This is a genomic window from Trueperaceae bacterium, assembly GCA_002707365.1.
In the GTDB taxonomy this organism is placed as follows: Bacteria; Deinococcota; Deinococci; order Deinococcales; family Trueperaceae; genus UBA6957.
In genome coordinates this window covers 214711-237496 of the sequence record PAMQ01000007.1, presented here as the reverse complement: position 1 = coordinate 237496, position 22786 = coordinate 214711, and the positions used below count along the sequence as shown (strand labels likewise).

Sequence of the window (22786 nt, the reverse complement as noted above, 5' to 3'; positions counted from 1 at the left end):
ACAGAGTTAACTAATGTACCGGTGATAGACTGGTATTGGGTAGACTGCCGATCTCTTACCTAGGGTCAATTGGGCCGCTTGGAAAACTATCGGAAGTTACTCAGAGGCTAAAGGTTATGATGGATTTGCGACGGGGAAGTTTACAATTGGTCAGTGATTTGATAAAGACTTCAAGCATATCTAGGGGATACCACTTCACCTTTTCTGGAGGCGAAGTGTGATACGAAATTCTCAACTCTTCGAGCCCTTCACTGATGAACCGATCAGCGTTGTGTCGGAATCCGGAGAATGGACAGGTAGTTTCGAATTTGATTTAGATCCTGTACTAGTTAAACAAATGTACCGAGAAATGGTGGCTACTCGGCTCCTTGATGAAAGGATGATTCGTCTTCAAAGAACCGGTCGGATTAGTTTTGTTGCTCCGGCTGCTGGGCATGAGGCTGCTCAGGTAGCTACCGCTCACACTGTTATCCCCAAGGAAGATTGGCTTTTCCCTTATTATCGAGATTCGGGACTAGTACTAGCTCTTGGAATACCTCCGGTGGAATTATTTGGGCAAATTATGGCTTCCCGGGCAGATCCTAACCGAGGTCGTCAAATGCCTGCTCACCCAGGATCTAAGGCTTTTAATCTATTTACTGGTGCTTCTCCGATTGCTTCCCACATTGCGCCTGCTGTTGGTGCGGCAATCAGCATGAAGCTTCGTGGTACTGGCCAAGTAGTAGTTACTAATTTTGGGGATGGGGCTACCAGTGAAGGAGACTTTCATGCTGGTATTAACTTTGCTGGTGCTGAAGGTGCCCCCATAGTATTTGTATGCGAGAACAACCGCTACGCTCTCAGCGTCGGATACAACAAGCAAACTGGTTCTGAAAACATTGCGATGAAAGCTCATGCATATGGAATGCCTGGTTATCACGTGGACGGTATGGACCTTCTTGCGTGTTATTTCGTGATGCGAGATGCGGTCAAGCGTGCACGAGATGGTGCAGGACCATCATTGGTCGAGATGGTGGTATACCGCTATGGACCTCATTCTTCGGCAGACGACGATAGTCAGTATCGTCCCAAGGAAGAGGTAGAAGCATGGTGGCGTCGTGATCCACTCGTTCGCACGAAACGATTCTTGGAAAAGCTAGATCTGATTAACGAAGAGGAGGACCTGGCTCTCCGTCATGAGGTAGATACGGAACTTAAAGAAGCTGCAAAACTTGCTGATCAGGCTGGACCAATTCCGACTGATTGGATGTTTGAGGATGTTTTTGATGAACTCCCGCCTCACCTCCTAACTCAACGAAAAGAAATCGGATAGGTAAAGCGGAAATGGCTGCTCAGACGATAGTGCAGACCATTGCACGGACCTTGGATGAAGAAATGACGCGCGATGAGCGTGTTGTTGTGATGGGTGAGGATGTTGCTAAACGTGGTGGGGTCTTCCGCGCTACAGAGAATTTATTTGATAAGTATGGGCCGGATCGAGTGATTGATTCTCCGTTGTCAGAAGCTGCAATTATCGGAGCAGCTGTTGGTATGGCAGTTCACGGTCTTCGGCCTGTAGCAGAGATTCAATTCGCTGATTATGTCTTTCCTGGATTTGACCAGCTGGTGTCTCAAGCAGCCAAGTTACGTTATCGTTCCGGGGGACAATTTTTCGCCCCAATGGTCGTTCGTATGCCAGCAGGTGGTGGCGTAAAGGGAGGGCATCACCACTCCCAGAATCCAGAAACTCACTTTGTTCATACTCCGGGTCTAAAGGTGGTCTATCCGTCTAACCCAGTTGATACGAGGGGTCTATTAAAGACGGCTATTCGTGACGATGATCCCGTGGTTTTTCTAGAGCCGAAGCGTCTCTACCGAGCTTCGAAAGAATCAGTGCCCAAAGAAGAAGTTCTCATTCCACTTGGTCAAGCACGGATACTGCGTGACGGGAATGATGTGGTTCTGGTCTCTTACGGAAGTAGTATGGCTGAAACTACCCAAGCGGCCGATGCTCTTGAGCAACAAGGCTTTTCAGTTGCCTTAATTGATCTCAGAAGTTTATTGCCCTGGGATCGTGAAACCGTTCTTAGTGAAGTGGCGCGAGTAGGCCGGGTTGTTCTTGTTTCGGAAGCACCCCGACAACTGAATTTTGTTAGCGAGGTAGCAGCGGTCATTAGCGAGGAGATTCTAGATAGTCTCTTGGCTCCACCGCTCCGAGTGACAGGTTTTGATACTCCATTCCCCTATGCGCAAGAACGTACTTACTTGCCTAGCCTTAATCGCATTCTTAAAGCCGTGCAGAAAGCCCTGGATTATTAAGTCATGAAAGTTGTCTGTTGGATTTTGGTCCAATTATTGGCGCAACACCGACCTTATTAGATGGTTGGTTAAGGAGAGCTAATGCCGAGAGAATTCTTATTGCCGGAGCTTGCAGAGAGTGTTGTTGAGGGCGAGATCGTTTCGTGGCTTGTCCAAGAGGGTGAGGGTGTTAGTGAGGATCAGCCAATTGTTGAGGTAATGACTGACAAAGTAACTGTAGAGCTACCGAGTCCTTTTTCTGGAATTCTCGAAAGACATCTTGTAGCCGAGGGTGATGTGGTAGAGGTCAATCGGCCAATAGCTCTTTTCTCTGAGGAGGGTGAGTCTGGAGTTACAGATGGCGATCGCGCTAGCTATAAAAAGATCGAAACAAAGGTTACGGACGAGGAAGATGGGGAGGCTCTCACTTTATTTACTCCCTCGAGCGAGGAAGAAGATACTCCCATATTTCAAGTACGAACTAACCAGCGAGATCGTCTCGAAGACGATGGTGAGGCCGACTCTACTAGTTCGGAAGTTCGTGTGCTGGCGGTTCCTGCTGCTCGTAAGTTAGCTCGGGAACTAGGTTTGGAAATCCAAGCAATTCAGGGTACCGGTCCGAAAGGTCGGATCCAGATTGAAGACGTTAAAACCCACGCTAAACGTGGAACCATAAGATCTTCCGATACCGCAACCCTTTACGTTTCTCCATCTGGGTATGAAGAGCTAGAGGAGCGGTTACCTTTCCGCGGAATTCGTCGGGCAACCTCTAATCAAATGGTGGCTTCCCATTTGCAGACGGTAAGAACCCTACATGTGGATGAGGCGGATGTTTCTCGACTTGTTCGTGTACGTAGTCGCTTGAAACCAATTGCTGCTGAGCGCGGAATTTCTCTTTCATACCTCCCCTTTATAATGAAGGCAGTAGCTTCAGCACTTAAGTCTTTCCCGTCGCTAAATTCTAGCCTTGATGAAGAGGCAGGCGAGATTGTGCTTAAGAAATATGTCAACGTCAGTATGGCTGTTGCTACAGAAACGGGCTTGGTTGTTCCGGTTGTACACAATGTAGACCGCAAAGGCCTTCTTGAGATCGCTACTGATATCCTCGACAAAGCGACTAAAGCCCGAAAAGGTGGGCTCACTAAGGAAGACGTCTCCGGAGGATCATTTTCGATAACCAATGTTGGCTCTCTTGGGGGCTTGTTTAGTTTCCCAATAATAAATATTCCGGAAGCGGCTATCTTGGGCGTACATACAATTAAGAAGCGTCCCGTTGTGCTCGATGACGAAAGTATTGTTGCAAGGCCCATGGTGTATTTGAGCCTTTCGTTCGACCACCGCCTTGTAGACGGTGCTGAAGCTGTTGCTTTTACCAGCCAACTGATTCAAATGATCGAGGATCCGGAACGGTTGTTGTTGGAATTCTGAGGTCAAGGATTTAACAGAGAATGGTTAAGGCTCTATGGACAAAAAAATTAGTTGGCTTTCAGTGGGTTACTGATATCTTCCCGATAGCAAAATTACCACGTGTTTTGGGTCGGGCCGTACACTAGGCTGATGATCCGAGAAGATCTTCCAGTATTACCGAGGCAGCCTGGTTGCTATCTTTACAAAGATCAGCTTGGAAGAATTATTTATGTAGGTAAAGCTGTCAATCTTCATTCACGAGTGGGTAGTTATTTTAACGCAACACCTGGTAGGAAGGCCCGGGCCATCATTAGTGAGGCAGTGAGCCTAGAATTTTTAGTAGCTGAAAATGAGATTGATGCTTTATTACTGGAGGCTAATCTCATTAAAGGTCACAAACCGCGCTACAACGTCATGTTGAAGGATGATAAGACCTACCCCTTTTTGAAGCTTACTAATGAAGAGTTCCCGATGTTGCAATTTACCCGGAGAGTTACAAAGGACGGTAGCACCTACTATGGGCCTTACCCTAATGCAGGTGCTCTCCGGCGTGTTCAGGAGTTAATCGGTTCCCTTTTCCCCATTCGACAAAATAGCGGTTATCCAATGAAACAGCGCAAAAAGGCCTGCCTTCGTTTCCATATGGGACGTTGCCTTGCACCGTGTATCGGGGAGGCTGACCCAAACATCTATGCCAGTGTGGTTGACCAGGTGCGGTCTTTTTTGCAAGGGCGTGTTGAGGATACCGAAGCTGGTCTAGTCAAGGAAATGACTGCGGCAGCCGAGCGTCAAGACTTTGAGCTGGCGGCTACGTTTCGCGACCGGATCGATGCTCTCAGGAAGCTCACGGGTTTTGATAGTCCGGTTGTTAGTAATGCTGGTGAAAATTTAGATTTTCTTGGCTTTGCTGTTGGAGGAAATTTTGCTATGGTGCAGCTCTTCCAAATGCGTCAGGGTCGAGTAGTAGGTCGTGATAAACGATTTTTAACTAACGCTGTTGACGCTGAACCGAGTGAGATAGTTGACAGGTTTCTGGGAGAATATTATACCTATGCCCCCAATGTGCCACCTCTTATCTTGATTCCAGATTGTGAGCTCGAAATTACTGCCTGGACTACCTTTTTGAGCAATAGGGCAGGAAGAAAAGTAGAGCTGCGTACTCCCAAACGAGGCGATAAGGTTAGCCTGATGGGGATGGCAGTGCGCAATGCGCGTAGTGGCCTCGAATCAGAACTAGCTCTCCTTGAGCGTCGTGGTGAGACGCCCGGCGTCCAAGAGCTGCAGCAGCTTGTTGGTTTGGAGTTTCCCCCATGGCGTATAGAAGGGTTTGACGTTTCAAATCTTATGGGTACCCACACGGTTGCTGGTATTGCAGTGTTCGAGGGTGGCCGTTCGCTCAAGAAAGAGTACCGACGGTTACGTATTACAGGTCTCGATAAGCCAGATGATTTTGCCAGTATTTATCAGGCGGTCTATCGTCGTTTTACGGGCTCCCTTGCTGACAAACTAGCTCTACCGGATCTTTTATTGATCGATGGGGGTAAAGGACAATTGACTGCGGCCCGCAGAGCTCTTTGTGAGGCTGGATTGAAGATTCCGCTATTGGGATTAGCAAAGAGGAATGAAACGATTGTTACTGAGGAGAGAGGGGACATTGTGGTGCCTGAGACCAATCCGGGATTGCGCATGCTCATTTACATTCGTGATGAGACGCACCGGATAGCGGTCAGTTACAACCGCAAGTTGCGAGGAAAAGCTACGACACGATCCATCCTTGATGATGTTCCCGGTATTGGGCCTAAGCGAAGAAATGCCATATTAGGGTATGTCTCCTCAATTGAGGAATTGAAAGAGGCTACGATTGAGGAGCTCTCCCTTGTACCGGGTGTTGGGCGAGTAGCTGCTGAGTCAGTAAAAAGCTTTTTCTCTTTGGAAGGGGACGCTTCGGAAGTTGTTACTGATTATGGTGACTGACTTCCTATTTGCTAATCTGAAGGTGGTTATCATTAGTACGGATCTCCTGGTAGCGCTTAAACCATCCAGTTCTATGTAGTTCCATCTTGATGTCGATTCTCAAGGTATCCTTAGCCGTTGTACGCTTTACCTCACGGAACCCAACTTTCATGAAAGCAATTTGAGCTCGCAGATTATCACCAAAAGTAGATAGCTTGATATGTTCGAGTCCGAGGGTATTGAATGCGTAGTCCATTAAGGCGAAGATAGCTTCAGGGCCGTAACCTTGGCTCCAATGACTACGTTCTCCAATGATGATTCCTAACGTGCTAGTAGTGTGGCGGATATCATATAGTTCAATTGTGCCAATATATTCTTTATTTTGGTCGAATATCCCGAAAGTTTCTCGGTCTGGACGGCGACTGTCGGCGAGTAGTACCCGCTTTAGTAACCAAAGAGGCATTCGGCTTGTGGGTGTACCGTTAAGGTGTGCAATCTCTGGATCGCGGAGGTGTTTATGGATCCTGCGCCAGTCCTTGGGACCAAGTTCTTCGAGGGGTTTAAGCACCACACGCCGGAAGTTGGGCCACATTTATCCAGTTTAGCGCAACCATGGAGTCTGTACCGGTACCTAATCAAGGGTAGTCAGGTTTGAGACAGTGTTTCTTTAGGGGTTGATGGTGTTAACGTGAGTTTTATATGAATACTACTGAAGGAAAATTAAACTTCACCGTGTTTACTGAAAAATTTGCGGTTCTTCGAGAGGCTATCGGTCAAATAATCTTGGGCCAACAGGCCGTGGTGGAAGACCTATTAATAGCAATTTTAGCTAGGGGCCATGTTCTAATCGAAGGGGCACCTGGTCTTGGTAAAACTAGGCTAGTTCGGGCCTTTGCCGAGGCTACGAATCTGGGATTTGGAAGAATCCAATTTACTCCCGATCTAATGCCTGCTGATGTTACCGGCACCACTGTTTTTATCGAAGATGCTTCTTCTCCTCGTTTCGAGTTTCAGCCTGGACCTGTTTTCGTGAATGTGTTGTTAGCGGATGAAATTAATCGGGCTACCCCGAAAACCCAGGCAGCCCTTCTCGAGGCCATGCAAGAGCGTTCGATTACTATTTCAGGCTCGCGTAATGAATTACCAGAGCCGTTTATGGTCCTCGCGACTCAGAACCCGATTGAAATGGAAGGGACCTACCCTCTGCCGGAGGCTCAACTCGACCGTTTCTTGTTTAAGGTCATCATTAAGCGCCCAGACAGGGACACGTTACGTCGCATTATTCAGAATACTACAGGTCCTAATGAGATTGCTTTAAACTCGATTTTTGAGCGAGGAGAAATTGTTGAGTTGCAGAATATGTTGCGGGCTGTCCCAGTGGCGACCAGTGCTATAGAGCAGGTGGCGAACTTAATTGAGGCTACTCACGTGCACCCAATGGTCCGATTAGGCGCTAGTCCTCGCGGAGCGCAGGCGATAACGCTTGCTGCCAAGGGCTATGCCCTTGCGGAGGGTAGGCCCAACGTTGAGATTAATGATGTCAAGCGAGCAGTGTCACCGTCCTTGAGGCATCGTCTTTTACTCTCGTTTGAGGCTGAAGTGTCAGGTTTAGATCCCGATGTAATTATTGATGAGATTGTTGAATCGACTTTGACCGTGAGCAGGTGAAAGTTTAACGGTGATTACTTTACAAAGTCGTGCACTAATTGACCGATATTCTCTAGCATCCCGCTCTACTAGCGTGGCTGAAGGCGAAAGGCCTTCAAAAGGCGTAGGGGGTTCTGTCGAATTTCATGATTTTCGACCTTACCAGCACGGAGACGAATTGCGATACGTAGATTGGAATGTTTATGCTCGGACTGGGCGTCTTTACACCCGGCTTTATCAAGCTGATAGGACTGTAGATGTTCATATTGTTCTTGACACCAGTCGGAGCATGATGTTGGGCGGAAAACTCCGGTATAGTCGTTTTTTGGCGGCTTTGGTAGCGTACGTAGCTTTGCAAGATTCTCAGTGTCAAATACACTTATTTAGCGGAAGAACAAGTCGTCCATTTCATGGGGTTAACCGGGTCGGCGATATTTGGGAATTTATTGAAGAAACCCTTGTTGATCGTGAGGCTACGTTCACTCCTAGTGAAGCCCTCAAAAAGTTTGCGCTCGGGATACCCGCTTTTCGAGGAGCCGGGTTGGTGCTGATAATATCTGATTTGTTTGACGAAGCATCTTTACAGCCAGCACTCGCTGCTTTTCGGGCTCGTAGTCTAGATGCTAGCTTTCTTCACGTAATGGCTGAGGATGATTTGAGTCCTGATTTTGGTCATCTCGAGGTGGTTGATTTGGAAACGGGTGGGCATCTCTCCGTTGGTCCAGCTGAGGTCGAGTCTTATCATCAATCTGTCCGAGAGTTTTTGATGAAGACACGAGGGGCCATATTGCAAGCAGGATATCGCCATAGCCTCCTCAGATTTACAGAGGATGATACTGAGGCATTGGAGCGTAATGCGCTTTCTTCGCTAATCAGGGAAAGGATTTTCCAAAAACGATAGAAGGAAACTACCTTATAAGAAAGATCTGCGGGTTCGATAGTAGACCAATCTCGTCCTTTGTTGACAAAGGACGAGATTGGTCGGTGTGGCGGAGAGAGCGGGATTCGAACCCGCGAGGCAGTGATAACCACCTACACGCTTTCCAGGCGTGCTCCTTAAACCACTCGGACACCTCTCCGGACAACTACTAACATCCCGGAGTCTAGCAGTACCCCCAAACAGGGTCAACAATAATCGTTCCTAGGGTAAAGTTTAGAGTTAACATTGAGGAAACAGTTTACACATAATAGCAGTGCTAATTGATTACCAGAATTAACACGAGGGACGAATTATGGACCTCTATCTATTTTATAGCGTCGATTTTCTTTGACGGCTATCCTTGGGTAGGCCCATCAGATAAATTGGTGGGCTGCCAGATAAAGTTTAGGTTAGAGTTCGTCATGTCATATGAGATAGATCACCTTCTGTATGGTGTTCCAAAGCTAGACGCGGGAATTGCGAATTTGAAGCAGTTATTAGGGGTGGAGCCGGAATTAGGTGGGGAGCATCCGGGTTTTGGGACACGAAACGCCCTACTTTCTCTTGGTACCGGTGTTTATCTTGAACTAATCGCTCCAGATCCGCTACAGGATCTTACCGGCACTCGAGGAGAGGCGTTGTCTGCGCTAAATTCGCCAAAACTAATGACGTTTGCCTTGAGAACTAATGATCTTGGTCGGATACAAAGTCTAGCCGAACAAGTTGGGTTAAATACCTTGGGGCCGATAACAAGGTCCCGGCTGAAACCTAGTGGCCAAATCCTTCAGTGGCACCATTTAAAGTTTCCTGATAATCCGTTTGGAGAAGCACTGCCGTTCTTCATTGATTGGGGCGAGACTGAACATCCTTCCGAAACTTCTTGCGGAGGCTGTTCTTTGCAGGCCCTAGAGGTGTGGCATCCAGAGGGAAGTTCACTAGCGGAGCTCTACGCTGCTCTTGAGATAGACATCAAGGTTGGTGTGGACTCTGAAACCACCCTTCGGGCGGTGTTGGCCACACCTCGAGGTGACGTTACTCTGATTTAAGGGGGATCGATCCAAGGTTGTGCTTGTTGGTATCTGACAGTAATATGGGTACTGATAGTGTATGACTTCAATATAGTTACGAGGTTTTAGCCTTCAAGGTTAAGGAGAAAACATGCTTAGAGATCGAATAGTAAATCTCAGTACCCCTGAGGAGGTCCAGTCTTTCCTGGCTACTCATCCGACAAGCGTTATTTTCAAGGCTGGGACTTGTCACAAGACCATGCAGGGATTCGGATTTTTGCAGGAGAAACTTGAGCCTCGCGAGGACTTGATGCTAGGGATTATCAGGGTTGTCGAATGGCGTTCCTCGAGTAACCTGGTAGAGGAAATGACGGGAATTCGCCATGAGAGTCCGCAAATACTCCTCTTCAAGGATGGTGAAGCTGTTTTCGATGTAGATAACTGGAACATCACTCCTGAGGTTCTAGATGCTGGTTTAGAAAAGGCTCCTCTCAGTGGTGACGTTAAGCCTACTGAGGGTCTTACCACTAGCGATTTGTCGCGTTACATTCAGGTTTTAGAACAGTATCTGACCGGCATAATGAATCACCAGCAGTTTGAATACGTCTACACTACGATGTTTCGGGATGATGCGAGTCTCCGAAGTCGGGACGAAGTTGAAGTGCTCAACTCGATTTTCGGGGATGTCGACCAGCACATGAACATGCACTTGATGATGGCAGGCCGCTCTGAGGACAATAAAGTCCGTGAACGTGCTGAGGTTGCGTTCAGTAAGCTGAAAGAGTTAGCCAAGATTCCTGCCTGAACGTTACCCGGTTTGCTTTTGGGAAGCGATAAAATCGTTAGCCTTTTCGGGATTTCTGAGTTATTGATTTTATAACTGAGGTAGTGTTCTAAATATAAGTTAGGTCTGAGGTCAGACTGGGAATAGTGGCCCGCTTACAACTTCTAGGATAACTTATCTAGTAAACTGCGGACGCGGTGAATTCTTCTTTGCAAAAAAGACCAGCCATCCCACCCTCTAGCGGATTAAGTCAACCAGCTATCCTCTTTGGGATTATCTTTTTTAGCGTTGCTTACACTGGTCTCATTTGGTTACTAGGTTCCAGGCTTGAGACTATTCCTAAGCTTCCTGACCAGGGATATGCCTGGTACTTTTGGAAGTTACCTGAGCCAACTATCTGGTCTCGGGTAACTTCGTGGGGCTTCTACATGGCTCACCAGTTAGCTATGTGGGCGTTGATATATTATGCGCAGACAAGAGTAAAGCGTTATATAAACGGTCTACATCGGATAAACTACGTGGCTCTAGCGATTAATGCTAGTTTTATCCTTCTTCATCTATTGCAAACTCACCTCTGGTATGACGGTCTTGCCCAAGACGTGTCTATTTTCAGTAGTCAGGGAGCGGTCATAGTCATGCTCATCTGGGTCTTGTTGATGGAAAATCAACGCCGTGGCCTGTTTTTTGGAGCAAAGGTGCCTCTGGGAAAGCGAGTCCAGCAGTTTGCCAGGAAGTACCACGGGTACTTCTTTTCCTGGGCTGTGATTTACACCTTCTGGTATCACCCAGCTGAAGCTCTTTCAGGGCATCTATGGGGCTTTTTCTACACTACATTGCTTATTCTCCAAGGTGGCTTGATGTTCACGCGAGCGCATAAGAATAGGTACTGGACTGTGTTTTTAGAAGTAGTGGTTCTTGCCCATGGAACTCTTGTAGCAATTATGCAAGGGAATGGAATATGGCCAATGTTTTTTTTCGGGTTTGGGGGAATTTTTGTTATTACGCAGATGCATGGTTTGGGTTTGTCTCGAATATTACGAGGCCTGATTCTAGGTTGCTATGTCGTCGGTGCGATTTGGATTTACAGCGGCCGTGGTTTGGAAACCATTCATGAGATAATCAGAATTCCGATTATTGATTATCTTGGAGTTCTCGTGTTGTCGGGATTGCTCTCGTTGGGATTGTGGGTCACACGTCGTCTTCGGGCAGGTACTACGCCGGTCTTATAGACGTTGGTAAGCTACTATGGGATTTTAAGATCGATCTAGGCTCTCAACATAAGTCTGAGCTTCTGACAAACTGATGCCAGTAAGTGAAATGACCTTCTGAATCGCCTCGTTCTTGTCAGAACTAGCGATTGTACTTATTGCCTTCTCAAGGTCTGTCCGAAGGGGCAGTTTAGGGGTTTCATCGAGACCTTCTTTAGAATGTTCGTTCCGAGCTGATGATAAGGATTCGTCCGCCATGTCCTTCACAAGGCTTTCGACATATGCTTTAGCTTCACTAAATTTTACCCCGGTCTGATCTTGATATCTCTTGATTGCTTCAAGCTCTTTTCCCTCTGAGATTAGGGTATTAATCTCCCAAAGTTGCTCTTCATTGGGTTCCACTACGGCTGATTGGCCAGTTTCATTCAGCTCTCTCATGGATGAACGGCGTGTTCGGGCGGCATTGGACATTACTAGAAAGACTATGCCAATACCGACGTCTAACCACCGAGGCGGTGTTTTGGTGAAGATCCCACTTCCGGACGCTAAGAAGTAAACGGCAATAGCGAGAAAAATAAATCTCCTCATAATAATCCTCTCTAGAAACTTGGTTACCATCCGGTAAGTCGTTTCAGAACTGCTATAGGCAGGAGTATACGCGAACACTGTGTTCTTTCAGAACGGGTTTATCACTTTGACAAGACGTCTATTGCAACGTATATCTGGCAAAGGAGGGCCCCTATCTGTCCTCAAGGACACTCTGAATTTAGGGATTGTTGAGAGGTATTATCCAAAAATTTTTCGCCAGTTTACTGGTTTTCACCGATGCAAGATCAACTTTCGGGTCGATTAAGCGCTGTTCTGGTCGTCCGTTTAAAGAAGCAACAGCATCAACTCTAATCTCAATACCTTCGGTTCCGGTCGGATCAAGATTGAGTTTTAGATAGCGGGAAAATTGCCGGATCATGTCTGGTCGGCTAGACATTTTTTGATACTGTCGTGCCGTGAGGGTGAAAAGGGGATTTATGCTTTTAGCTTCTCCAGTTTTTGGTTTATAAGCAAAGAAACGCACCTTTGCCTCTTTAGCGCGGAGCTTCATGTGCCAAGCAAAGCGATGACCTTCCTCAGTCCAATGCACCACACTTGGAATTAAGTAGTGTCGTAGCGGAATGGTTACTTGAAAAATCATCCATAATGCGAGGAGAATGCTCGTAACTTTGTGCGATTTAGTGATGGTATAAAAAGTTTTATTCGGTAGCGACAATGACTTTTCTTCTGGCCATAATGCGTCAATTGCTAACCAGGAAATTACTAGCCCTGAAAGAATACCAACAAGGATTGGCACAAGGGATAGCCCAATCGCTGCCCAGGCAATTAAGCCGCCCAGTAACCCAGTGATCCCCACTCCCCATTGCCCTAATCTAGAGACAGATTTGATTCGCATAAGCATTTTTTGTGGCCAGTCTGGAGAAAAAAAGATTGTGCCAGCAAGCATCATGAACCATGGGAAAATACCGATCTGGAACCAGAAGGCATTTAATAGATGAAAGCCAGTGATTAAAGAGAAGGCGATACTTCTGCTCCGGGGCCATAGTAGTAAGGGAACAATAAATAAATCAAGGAGAAGGCCACTGTAGGCAATGAACAGGAGTCCCCAAGTCTGTTCAAACATAGGACCTACAAGGGGCAGGTCAGCAAATCCAGCGAGACCGATTGCAAGTGGTCGCGCGAGAAGCCAATCGGTGCCAATCTTAGCTACACCACCAAAGAAGTAAGGAATTGCTATCTGACTTCCAATCAAGTAAAGGGACCACGCAGGGATTTTAGTTCCCCATCCTTTGCCGATAATGATCTTGTCAAGCGATAGGCATCGGTTAGCTGGGACAAAAATCAGCAGGAAGCTAAGTAGGCACACCAAGTACATGTGATTCAGGTAATGAGATTCTTCAAGTAGGAAAACATATGTAATGCCAACAAAGAATAGAGGCGCACTTATTCTGTAAAAAAGACCTGTTGTGATAAATAGTGAGAGGATGCCGAGGACAGCAAAGTGTAAGAACATTCCGCTGCCAGCCCAGGGAGTTACCCATTCAAAAAAAGGGTAGGGAAAATTAAAGGCAGGCCAAATGTAGTACTCCCGAATCCAATCGTTCAAGAAATAACGCCAGACTTCCCAGTGCATGATCAGGCCGAAGGCTATACGGAAAACCGCGAGGCTGGTGCCATCGAGATCAGTAAACAGGTGAGCGATAATAGAGGGCTTAGGCGTCTGTGAGGTTTGTTGGCGAGATGCCCTATTTAGGTCAGTCATGGTTTCTGATGGCGCGCGAAACTCAAAACAGATCTTAATTTCCCGTAACTCAAGGTGGGTTGAGGATATCATGTCTCACGACATTGCTTGGTACAAAGTAATTTCGAAATTCGTACAAATATCGGATTCTATGCAGCTCATGATCACAAGTTCGCTTTGAAATTATTTGGTACAGAATGTGGCCATAAGCTGGAGATTAACGTCTTTGCATAAATTTCTTAGGATTGCTGCGCGACCGAATAGATTTTAGGACCCCTTTCTGTCTCTGTCGCCCCGAAGGAATCTTTCGAAGGCATCATTTTCCCGAGAATTATGCTTAGGTTGGATCCGTTCTGCTTGTCTTAAGTCAGGATCGTTAGTTTTAGCGTCAGGGTTTCCACTTGACCCTTCTAGGCTATTTATGCCTGAGCTAGGTATTTGATTAGATCCTTGATCATCGCTAGGTATTTTCAAAATAGTAAGATCTTTAGAGCGATTGGTTCGTGGCCATGCGTGGGATTCGTCATGATTCAGCTGCGATGTATTTTTAGAGCTTGCGCGTCGTACCTTCAAAACTGCCCAAAAAATTAGGCAAAACGAAATCAAAAGGCCGTATAACACCAGCACAATGGCTACTAGCGACGACACTCAGCTATTTTACCCCAATAACTATGACTGGATGATTTTTGCCATCAACTTGGGTTCAATGTTCCCCCCACTAATTAACAGAACTGTTGGTCCTGGGTTAAGGGTTAGGTTTGGATAGATCTCTCGTAGGAGCATACGGTAACCAGCTAGGGCCAGTGCGCCAGTAGGTTCAACCATTACGTGTGCCTCTAGGGCGTACCAGCGTGTTGCTTGTAGTATTTCTTCTTCGGTAACAGTAACAAAGCCGTCAACATGATCCTGAATAATAGAGAAGTTCAAATCCCCAACCCGTTGAGTTCGAACTCCGTCCGCGATTGTTCGGGTTACATCCTCAGCAGGCCACTCTACGGGGCTGCCTGTTTCAAACGACTGGGCGGCATCTCCAGCTAGTTCAGGTTCTACGCCAATTACTTTAGCTTCAGGACAAATCGACTTGACTGCAGTACTTATTCCAGCTATCAGGCCGCCACCACCGACGCACACAATGACGTTGCTAACCTCAGGAAGGTCCTCGACTATTTCAATGCCGACTGTTCCCTGACCAGCAATGACCCAAGGGTGTTCAAACGGAGGAATCAGGACCTGGCCTGTTGCCTCGACCACCTCTTTAGCAACTCTCGTCCGGTCAGCTCTGTTGTTTTTACACCGTAAGACTTTAGCACCATGTTCGATAGTCTTGCGGATTTTGATTTCAGGTGCGCCTTCAGGAATAACTAGCGTGGCTGGAACTCCAAACGATTTGGCTGCAAGTGCAACTGCCTGTGCGTGATTGCCGCTTGAATGGGCGACGACCCCTAATCTTCTTTCGTCAGGATTTAGCGAAGCTAGGAAGTTATAGGCACCACGGTACTTGAACGATCCGGTCTTTTGTAGGTTTTCGGTCTTAGCGTACACCTCACCTTTTAAGGGTAGTTTCACTAGTGGGGTACGGATTGCTGCGTTTGCAATTCGGTGGGCAGCAGAGCGGATTTCTGTAAGTGTTACACTCACGACCCTCCAATAATATGCTTTTTGTGTGAGAAGGCAAGGCTAAGTATCATCGCCATATTGCAACCCACCTTGCAGTACCCCTCACTATTAGAGCGCAAAATGGTAATTAATGGAATTGATTGTTAATGGGCGTCCCCACAACGTTGACGTATCTCCCGATGATCTCTTGCTATGGGTTTTGCGGGATGCTCTCGGAATGACCGGTACCAAATACGGTTGCGGACTAGGAATTTGCGGTTCCTGCACTGTACATCTAGACGGTCAAGTAACTAGGTCCTGCATAACCACCGTCGCTGCTGCCGAGGGTCGAGAGATAACCACTATTGAAGGACTCTCGGCTTCTGGAGGCCTGCATCCTGTCCAGAGGGCTTTCTTGGAATTAGAGGTACCACAGTGTAGTTGGTGCATGAGCGGACAAATGATGACAGCAGCGGCTTTTTTAGAGAAGAATTCGGCACCCAATGAGACTGAGATTGTTGAGGCAATGACCGGAAATTACTGTCGTTGTGGATGTTATGTGCGTATCAAGACTGCTGTAGCGATGGCCGCAGAAATAGCTCGAGAAGATTCATGAGGTCAGAAAAACGACGTTGGCGTATTTCTCGAAGAGGCTTCCTTATCGGATTTGGACTACTGGGTTCGGGACTTGCAATTGGATTGACGGTTGGAGTGCGTGAGGGTAGGCTTGCCTTAGCTCGGTACCTTGATGATTCTACTGCACCAGGGACAGTGAAAGCGCCTCCCAATCTTTGGTTCGAAATTTTGCCAGACAGCACGGTTAAACTGTACTCGCCGAAAGTTGAGATGGGACAAGGTGTACATACAGCTCTAGCCCAGATTGCTGCCGAGGAACTCGAGATCGAATGGAAAGATATCAAGGTGGTGCAAGCCAGTACTGTTCGGGGGCTTAACGACCCTTTCGGTACTGGTGGTAGTAGTTCAATAAACTCCCTTTTCGATCCGCTTCGGGAAGTTGCAGCCACACTGCGCGAAATGATCCGAATAAAGGCGGCAGACCTATGGTCCCTTTCCCCTGAATTAGTTGTGGCTACGAACGGTTATGTCTTTCAAAGAAACGACTTTACTGAGAAACTTTCGTACGGAGAAATTGCAGTTACTGCTGGAGAGTGGGAAGTACCAGAAGTTATTCCGACATTAAAGCCCAGGCGCGAATATAGATACATTGGTAAATCTCTTCCTAGGGTAGATTCTTTATCGAAATTAACTGGCGTGGCAACGTATGGCTACGATAAATATATTGACGGGATGGGCTATGGGGTAGTAGCCCGACCTAAGGAACTTGGAAGTGAATTAGAATATGCCTCTCCAGGTCGGGCTATCGAACAGCCTGGCGTGATTACAGTTTTGGTGGAGGACGGTTTTGCTGGGGTGGTGGCGACTAGTCGCAAAGAGGCCACCGAAGCCTTAAAGCACCTGGAACTGCGTTGGAGCGTTGTGGAGTCGTTTGGAACTGAAGATATTGAACGGGTCACGACCGTTCAAGACGGCCGTGGTGTTTTGATTCAGCGTCACGGTAGAACGCGAGCTAACCTACAAAACAAAGACCAATTAATTTCAGCAGAGTATCGTTCACCACCGGCCTATCACGCCCATCTTGAACCGCAAGCAGCCTTGGTAGACGTACGTTCAGACGGTGTTCAAGCTTGGGTTTCCACGCAGTCACCGGAGTTGGTTCAGAAAGAACTAGCAAGCATTCTGAAGAGAAAGCGGTCAGATGTAGAGGTTATGCCGACCTATCTGGGAGGGGGATTTGGCCGTAAGTTGAATGTAGAGGTAGCTGGTGAGGCTGCACGACTTTCTCAGGCGGCAGGTCGTCCTGTACATGTGGGTTGGACTAGGGAAGAAGATTTTTTGTTCGGAAGCTTCAGGCCACCTACCCACAGCGTTCTCCGAGGTTCTTTGAAGGGCGGTCGAGTTGAAGCAATAGAACATCAGCTAGCTAGTGGTGACGTAAGTCTTGCTGACCTTCCTGCGGTGGCTGGTGCCGTGATGGGAGCCGATTTTGCTGCTTGGAAGGGCGCTACAATCCAATATGCTGTGCCACATCGGCGTGTGACCCAGCAAAGGGTTTCGTTGCCTATTAAAACTACTTGGTGGCGTGGATTGGGCTTACTTGCAAACACGTTTGCTGTAGAGAGTTTCTTTGACGAGCTTGCAATAAATGCAGGGGTAGATCCATTAGAGTTCCGAATGAATCACTTATCCGGTGATGAAGAAGCTTTACGGCTGCGCAAAGTTCTAGAAACTGCTGCAGAGCATGCTGATTGGGGAGGGCCGTTGCCAACTGGTCGAGCCCAAGGTATAGCTTGTTGCACTAATGTTCGGACTGTGGTTGCTCAGATTGCCGAAGTTTCGGTGGAGAACAATGTAATTTATGTTCATCGGGTGACTGCAGCTGTTGATCCGGGACTTGTTATAAACCCCGATGGAGCGATTGCCCAGACTCAAGGTTCAATAGTAATGGCACTAAGTTCTACTCTGAAGGAGAACGTGAGTTTTTCTAACAGTTTGCCACGGGCCAGGAATTTTGATCAGTACCCCCTTTTGACGTTACGGGAGACCCCAGAAATAGATGTTGTATTAGTCGAAAGTGGGGAAGAACCGTTTGGAATGGGTGAGCCGCCGATGGGTCCTGTAGCCGCCGCTGTCGCCAATGCTGTGTTTGCGCTAACAGGCAAAAGGATTCGCAGGATGCCCTTAGATTTCTCCTAATCCCTCATTCTAGTTTTTCTGGACCTTAATAGGTAACTGCTCCTGGTAGAATAGAGGCAGAGGGAATCATTTAGTTAGTTCGTTTATCTTGAATCCGGGAGAGGACGACTTCATAAGCCTTTTATAATGTCTGAAAACCTTTCTGTAATGAGTGTGATTGATTTCTTACAAATTGATGTCGAGTGTCGGGAAGGAACCAGGATGGCTACCGGTTACGTTTCAGCTTTTTATAGGTCAATAATTAAGTTCGGTCGTTCACTCTCTGAAGAAGAAATAGTGAGGACTCTTAATTTGTGTTGCGATGCAAGGGTAGAGTGCAGCTAATGACGCTCCTCCATCGCGTTAACCGTCATGGTGCAGTGATACCTGACCCTTCAGCTCTTCCCAATGAACCGGTTGATTTTGGGTCTAAGCTTCAGGCTAGTTTAGAGATTTGGCGGGACAAGGGACACCGATCAGTTTTGCTCGAGCTACCGATTCATCTTTCGGAATTGATTCCTGTTGCGGTCAAAGCTGGCTTTGCTTTCCATCACAGTAATGCTCAAGAGCTAACCTTATTACGTTCGCTGACTGCAGAACCTGTTTTTGTCCCTTCTGCTACTCATACTGTTGGTGCCGGTGCAGTTGTAATTAACGATCAACAAGAACTTCTAGTTGTTTGGGAGGCGACTGAGCGCAATAACCCTAATCGATATAAATTGCCAGGTGGGTACGTCGATCCGGGAGAACACATTGGTACCGCAGTTGAGCGTGAAGTATTAGAGGAAACTGGTGTGCACGCTCGTTTTGAAGCCATGGTGTGCGTACGCCACTGGCACGTAAATCTTTTTGGAAGTTCTAATTTGTATTTTATTTGCCAGTTAACACCTTTAACCGAAGAGATCAGAGATCTTGACCCTGAGATTCATGATGTCAAGTGGATGCCTGTCAAAGACTATTTGGCAAGTGATGAAATATATCCGTTCAATCAGCGAGTGGTTGAGATGGCATTACGAGGTGATGGCATGTCAACGGGTAACTTGGAAGGCTACGCTCGGAGTCCAGAAGAAGTAGAAATATTTTTTCAACCTTAAGTTATTTGGGCGATTGGTTCTGTAATAAACATTGGAAGCTTCTTGGCTTCAGCACATATTTTGGTCGACGTTATTTTGGCGTATGTTGGGGTTATTGCCGGAATTAATGCCACAAAGACAAGCCACTCTCTATTTCTGTTAATTTTTCTGAGGATCTTTTACGGATAATGATAACTACTATTATTGGGCTCTTAATCCCCTTCCTGTTTCAATATTAACGAGGCTAGGTTAACCACTGCTTGCGAGGAGATTTTTCCAGTAACATTTCTATTCTAGGCGTTTGAATAAAGGGTTTGAAATGCATGTTTAAGGAACAGTTATTGCGGTTACCGCCTGTTATACTTCTTGTTCTGTGGTCGGCACTTCTTTATACAACCTTCCCATTGCCGATAAGCGCCTCGAGGGCATAGCTGAAAAAGTTGTCGAAGGCGAACGACTTAGTTTTGACGAAGGCATGATTCTTTACGGAACACACGATTTTCCCACTGTTGCCAGGCTTGCTGATCAAGTGCGACGAAGAAAAGTAGGTGATAAGGCTTACTTCGTGCACTCCTTAAGGTTATCGCAGACAAACATTTGCTACGTTGGGTGTACATTCTGCGGCTTCCAGCGAAAATTTGGTGAGGAAGGCGCTTGGGATTGGGAGTTAGAGGATGTATGGGAGTTTATTGACAGACACTACCACCCTAACCTCACTGAGATTCATATATCTTCTGGTCATCACCCTAATCGCCCTTGGCAGTACTATCTTGACTTGACGGCTGGTCTTACCGAGCGTTATCCGGGGGTTCAGGTAAAAGCTTGGACTGCTGCGGAAATACATCACTTTACGAAAATCACTCGTCCGCGTAAGACATATCGAGAGGTGCTCGTTGAACTTAAACAAGCCGGGTTAGTCGCTCTACCTGGTGGCGGAGCGGAGATTTTTGCTGAGGCGGTTAGGACTAAGATTGCTCGCGCTAAGGTAAAAGCGGAAGAGTGGCTGGAAATCCACCGAATCGCCCACGAGCTCGGGCTTAAGACCAATGCAACGATGCTTTATGGTCACGTCGAGAGTTATGAGGATCGGCTTGATCATATGATTCGCTTGCGGCAGCTAGAGGATGAAACGCCGGGTTTTTTAAGCTTTATCCCGTTGGCATTTCAGCCTGACAACAACGTTCTTGCAAAAGAGATTCAACGTTTCGAATTCACAACAGGCTTGGATGACCTCCGGAATTTAGCTGTATCGCGGCTAATGCTTGACAATTTTCCTCACATTAAGGGGTACTGGATTATGATTACCCCCGAGCTAACCCAGGTGGCTCTTTCAGCTGGGGTTTCTGATATCGACGGGACGATAAAGGAAGAACGGATTGCTCACGCTTCCGGAGCGGTTACAGACTATGGGCTTAGTGAAGATAAGCTGGTTAGTCTTATTCGAGAAGCAGGTCGAATGCCGGTAAGGCGGGATGCTCTTTACAATGAATTAAAGCTCTTCGTTTGAACTTAGACTCACTTTGGAGGTGACCGTCATTTCCTCAAAGATACCCGCTATAGGGATGGCTGAGTCATATTCAGGTTTTAAGGAACGACTTGGCATGGTGTCATATGCCAACGTGGCACCTCTTTTTTGGAGTCTACAGGAAGTGGAAGGCATAAGGTTTGTCTCCGGTGTTCCAACTGAACTTAATCAGATGCTGCTTTCGGATGAGATTGACCTCACGCTAATGTCTTCGATTGAATTTCTTAGGCATCGGGGTCACCTTCTAGCATTACCGGATTTCTCCGTATCTACCCTTGGATCTGTTTATAGCGTCATGCTATTTCATTGGAAGAAATGGACTGACTTGGATGGAGCCAAAATAGCAATTAGTACAGATTCTGCCACTAGTGTTGCACTATTGCGACTGTTATTCCAGAAGGAAAAATTAAAAGCCGACTTTCGGCCCGCGAAACCAGTTCTTTCTGAAATGTTATCAAGTCATGATGCTGCCCTATTGATCGGCGATGCTGCTCTTATAGAGAGTTTAGCCAAACGTAAATTTGATGGTCGCCGCCCACATATAACGGATCTTGGTGCCAGATGGAATCGATTGACGGGCTTACCTTTCACTTTTGCCGTATTGGTTTCCAAGGCAGATAATCCACCCTCAGAAATCTTGGTAACTAAACTCCGACAAGCAAGAGAAACAGGCCTCGCTAGCCTTCATAAAGTTGTGGAGGTTGAGGCAAAGAAGCTCGGCCTTTTGGAGAGCCAGATGCGCAAGTACCTTGGGAATTTTCGATATTACTTTGAGCCTGCTGACAAAGAAGGTCTGTTTGCATTCGGTAGAATGGCTCTTCCTGGCTTTAAGGTGGAAGATGTACGCTTCTGGCAACTCTAAAGATTAGGTTTTGGACTGGTGTGTGGCATGACTTTGAACACCAATCAAATTAATTAACAGAACATACTGGTCATCTTTTTACCAGTTTTAGGGCCCCTTCGATGCTTTGTTCGAGCATTTTAATCAAGTGTTTTATTTCCGATTTCGAAATGACTAAGGGCGGGCTAAATACGAGTGAACTCCCAACATTACGAGCTAATACGCCGAGTTTTTGGAAATGCCTTTTTACTTCTGCAGCAAGTTCTGCGTCAGGGTCTCGGTTTCTACGGCTCTTGACAAAATCAAGGGCACACATAAGTCCAAGACCACGCGCGTAATCCACGCTTTCAAATTTGGTTTTCAGGACCTCAAATCCGTCAAGCAGGTAGTTGCCCATCGATTCAGCATTTTCGACTAGCTTCTCGCGTTCTATGATAGAAATATTTTCAAGTGCTACTGCACAAGAAGCAGGGTGTCCAGAACAGGTGAAGCCGTGCAACCAGGCTTGTTCAAGGTCAGCATCCTCAATTGCTTCCCTAATAGCGTCTGATATTTGTATTCCTCCCAAGGGTAAGTACCCACTAGTTACACCTTTAGCAAACGAGAGAATGTCTGGAGTGACGTTCCACCTGTGAAGTGCAAAATTAGCGCCTGTGCGTCCGAATCCAGTGATGACTTCATCAGCGATCAAGAGTACATTGTGCTGGTCACAAATTCTTCGTAACTCAGGGAAATAATCATCGGGCGGGACAATCACTCCCCCCGCGCCCTGAACGGGTTCGGCGATTACTGCAGCAACAGTGTTAGCCCCCTCCTGTAAAATTATTCGTTCAATAGAGTTAGCTGCTGATTGTCCTATGGTTTCCCCGGATTTTAGTGGTTCGGTATAACGATAGGGGTTGGGTGAGGCGCCATGAAGGAAACCTGGCGTGCGAGGTTCGAACATTGGCCATAAACGAGATATACCGGTAGCACTCATAGTCGCAAGAGATAGACCGTGAAATGAATCCTTACGTGATATCACCTTAAATTTCTCGGGTTTACCCAACATTTTCCAGTAGTACCTGGCAGTTTTGAATGCGCTTTCGTTAGCTTCGGTACCGCCCGAAGTGAAGAAGGTGGTGTTAAGGCCCTCGTATGCATAGCCGGCTAGGTAATGCGCTAATTCAATGGCAGGCATATTACTAGTTCCGGAATAATTGTTGGCGTATGCGACAGTACGCATCTGAGCATGGGCTGCATCTGCCAGTTCATCTCGTCCGTAACCTACGTTAACGTTCCATAAACCTGAGCCGGCATCGAGATATCGTTTCCCATCAACAGTTGTGATCCATACACCCTGACCAGATTTGACTATTAAAGGGTTTTCATGGCTGGACGGATGTTGCATTGGATGGATTAGAGCTCGGTCGTGGATTAGTAAGGTATTAAGATCTAACGCTGGGTCGGCCACGTATCACTCCTATGTTGGTGCGTTGCACTATGATTGAGGTAATTGAACCATG

21 protein-coding genes and 1 tRNA gene are annotated in these 22786 nt (G+C 46.9%); 15 read left to right on the top strand and 7 right to left on the bottom strand.

Annotation, left to right across the window (positions count from 1 at the left end):
- The first annotated feature begins 217 nt into the window (after window positions 1-217).
- The 4 genes from CMO31_03225 to CMO31_03210 all read left to right on the top strand — a co-directional run bounded on the left by CMO31_03225 (window position 218) and on the right by CMO31_03210 (window position 5658).
- Window positions 218-1312 carry a 2-oxoisovalerate dehydrogenase gene (locus tag CMO31_03225; protein ID MAZ53009.1) on the top strand — a complete coding sequence of 365 codons (1095 nt, stop codon included), beginning with the start codon at window positions 218-220 and terminating at the stop codon, window positions 1310-1312.
- A gap of 11 nt (window positions 1313-1323) precedes the next feature.
- Window positions 1324-2298, top strand: coding sequence for an alpha-ketoacid dehydrogenase subunit beta (locus tag CMO31_03220; protein ID MAZ53008.1), 975 nt, complete (start codon window positions 1324-1326; stop codon window positions 2296-2298).
- 81 nt (window positions 2299-2379) lie between these two features.
- Complete coding sequence (locus CMO31_03215; protein MAZ53007.1) at window positions 2380-3705, top strand: branched-chain alpha-keto acid dehydrogenase subunit E2; 1326 nt, start codon at window positions 2380-2382, stop codon at window positions 3703-3705.
- Window positions 3706-3834: 129 nt separating this feature from the next.
- Entirely contained in the window at window positions 3835-5658 is a 1824-nt protein-coding gene (locus CMO31_03210; GenBank protein ID MAZ53006.1) for an excinuclease ABC subunit C, read from the top strand.
- A gap of 4 nt (window positions 5659-5662) precedes the next feature.
- Here CMO31_03210 and CMO31_03205 read toward each other — a convergent pair whose 3' ends face one another.
- Window positions 5663-6229, bottom strand: coding sequence for a GNAT family N-acetyltransferase (locus CMO31_03205; protein ID MAZ53005.1), 567 nt, complete (start codon window positions 6227-6229; stop codon window positions 5663-5665).
- A 107-nt stretch (window positions 6230-6336) separates the two neighbouring features.
- Here CMO31_03205 and CMO31_03200 point away from each other — a divergent pair, with 107 nt between their 5' ends.
- Window positions 6337-7305 carry an AAA family ATPase gene (locus tag CMO31_03200; GenBank protein MAZ53004.1) on the top strand — a complete coding sequence of 323 codons (969 nt, stop codon included), beginning with the start codon at window positions 6337-6339 and terminating at the stop codon, window positions 7303-7305.
- Window positions 7306-7315: 10 nt separating this feature from the next.
- Entirely contained in the window at window positions 7316-8185 is an 870-nt protein-coding gene (locus CMO31_03195) for a hypothetical protein (GenBank protein MAZ53003.1), read from the top strand.
- Window positions 8186-8271: 86 nt separating this feature from the next.
- On the opposite strand, the gene CMO31_03190 is transcribed toward CMO31_03195, so the two are convergent.
- Window positions 8272-8363: transfer RNA gene (locus tag CMO31_03190), tRNA-Ser, on the bottom strand.
- Between the two features lie 262 nt (window positions 8364-8625).
- On the opposite strand from CMO31_03190, the gene CMO31_03185 reads away from it, so the two are divergent.
- The 3 genes from CMO31_03185 to CMO31_03175 all read left to right on the top strand — a co-directional run bounded on the left by CMO31_03185 (window position 8626) and on the right by CMO31_03175 (window position 11223).
- On the top strand, window positions 8626-9249 hold the full coding sequence (locus CMO31_03185; protein MAZ53002.1) for a hypothetical protein: 624 nt from the start codon (window positions 8626-8628) through the stop codon (window positions 9247-9249).
- A 112-nt stretch (window positions 9250-9361) separates the two neighbouring features.
- Entirely contained in the window at window positions 9362-10015 is a 654-nt protein-coding gene (locus tag CMO31_03180) for a thioredoxin (protein MAZ53001.1), read from the top strand.
- 206 nt (window positions 10016-10221) lie between these two features.
- The gene (locus CMO31_03175; protein ID MAZ53000.1) at window positions 10222-11223 is read left to right on the top strand and encodes a hypothetical protein; all 1002 of its coding nucleotides are present in this window, start codon (window positions 10222-10224) and stop codon (window positions 11221-11223) included.
- A gap of 24 nt (window positions 11224-11247) precedes the next feature.
- Here the strand turns inward: CMO31_03175 and CMO31_03170 are convergent, their stop codons facing one another.
- The 4 genes from CMO31_03170 to CMO31_03155 form a co-directional block, all read right to left on the bottom strand.
- Window positions 11248-11790, bottom strand: a complete 543-nt coding sequence (locus CMO31_03170) for a hypothetical protein (protein MAZ52999.1) — start codon at window positions 11788-11790, stop codon at window positions 11248-11250.
- A 178-nt stretch (window positions 11791-11968) separates the two neighbouring features.
- Entirely contained in the window at window positions 11969-13585 is a 1617-nt protein-coding gene (locus tag CMO31_03165) for a vitamin K-dependent gamma-carboxylase (protein ID MAZ52998.1), read from the bottom strand.
- 174 nt (window positions 13586-13759) lie between these two features.
- Window positions 13760-14140, bottom strand: a complete 381-nt coding sequence (locus CMO31_03160) for a hypothetical protein (protein MAZ52997.1) — start codon at window positions 14138-14140, stop codon at window positions 13760-13762.
- A gap of 21 nt (window positions 14141-14161) precedes the next feature.
- Complete coding sequence (locus CMO31_03155) at window positions 14162-15130, bottom strand: threonine dehydratase (GenBank protein MAZ52996.1); 969 nt, start codon at window positions 15128-15130, stop codon at window positions 14162-14164.
- Window positions 15131-15239: 109 nt separating this feature from the next.
- Between CMO31_03155 and CMO31_03150 the strand changes: the two genes are divergently transcribed.
- The 6 genes from CMO31_03150 (at window position 15240) to CMO31_03125 (ending at window position 21302) form a co-directional block, all read left to right on the top strand.
- Complete coding sequence (locus CMO31_03150; GenBank protein ID MAZ52995.1) at window positions 15240-15704, top strand: (2Fe-2S)-binding protein; 465 nt, start codon at window positions 15240-15242, stop codon at window positions 15702-15704.
- Window positions 15641-17863, top strand: a complete 2223-nt coding sequence (locus CMO31_03145; protein MAZ52994.1) for an aldehyde oxidase — start codon at window positions 15641-15643, stop codon at window positions 17861-17863. The genes CMO31_03150 and CMO31_03145 overlap by 64 nt, the downstream gene beginning before the upstream one ends.
- A gap of 126 nt (window positions 17864-17989) precedes the next feature.
- On the top strand, window positions 17990-18187 hold the full coding sequence (locus tag CMO31_03140; GenBank protein MAZ52993.1) for a hypothetical protein: 198 nt from the start codon (window positions 17990-17992) through the stop codon (window positions 18185-18187).
- Window positions 18187-18936: a hypothetical protein gene (locus tag CMO31_03135; protein MAZ52992.1), complete on the top strand. Its 750-nt coding sequence runs from the start codon at window positions 18187-18189 to the stop codon at window positions 18934-18936. The genes CMO31_03140 and CMO31_03135 overlap by 1 nt, the downstream gene beginning before the upstream one ends.
- Before the next feature lie 382 nt (window positions 18937-19318).
- The gene (locus CMO31_03130; GenBank protein MAZ52991.1) at window positions 19319-20422 is read left to right on the top strand and encodes an aminofutalosine synthase MqnE; all 1104 of its coding nucleotides are present in this window, start codon (window positions 19319-19321) and stop codon (window positions 20420-20422) included.
- Between the two features lie 55 nt (window positions 20423-20477).
- Window positions 20478-21302 (top strand): hypothetical protein, encoded by an 825-nt coding sequence (locus tag CMO31_03125; GenBank protein ID MAZ52990.1) that lies wholly within the window; start codon window positions 20478-20480, stop codon window positions 21300-21302.
- A gap of 70 nt (window positions 21303-21372) precedes the next feature.
- On the opposite strand, the gene CMO31_03120 is transcribed toward CMO31_03125, so the two are convergent.
- Window positions 21373-22671 (bottom strand): aspartate aminotransferase family protein, encoded by a 1299-nt coding sequence (locus CMO31_03120; protein MAZ52989.1) that lies wholly within the window; start codon window positions 22669-22671, stop codon window positions 21373-21375.
- Window positions 22672-22786: the final 115 nt, after the last annotated feature.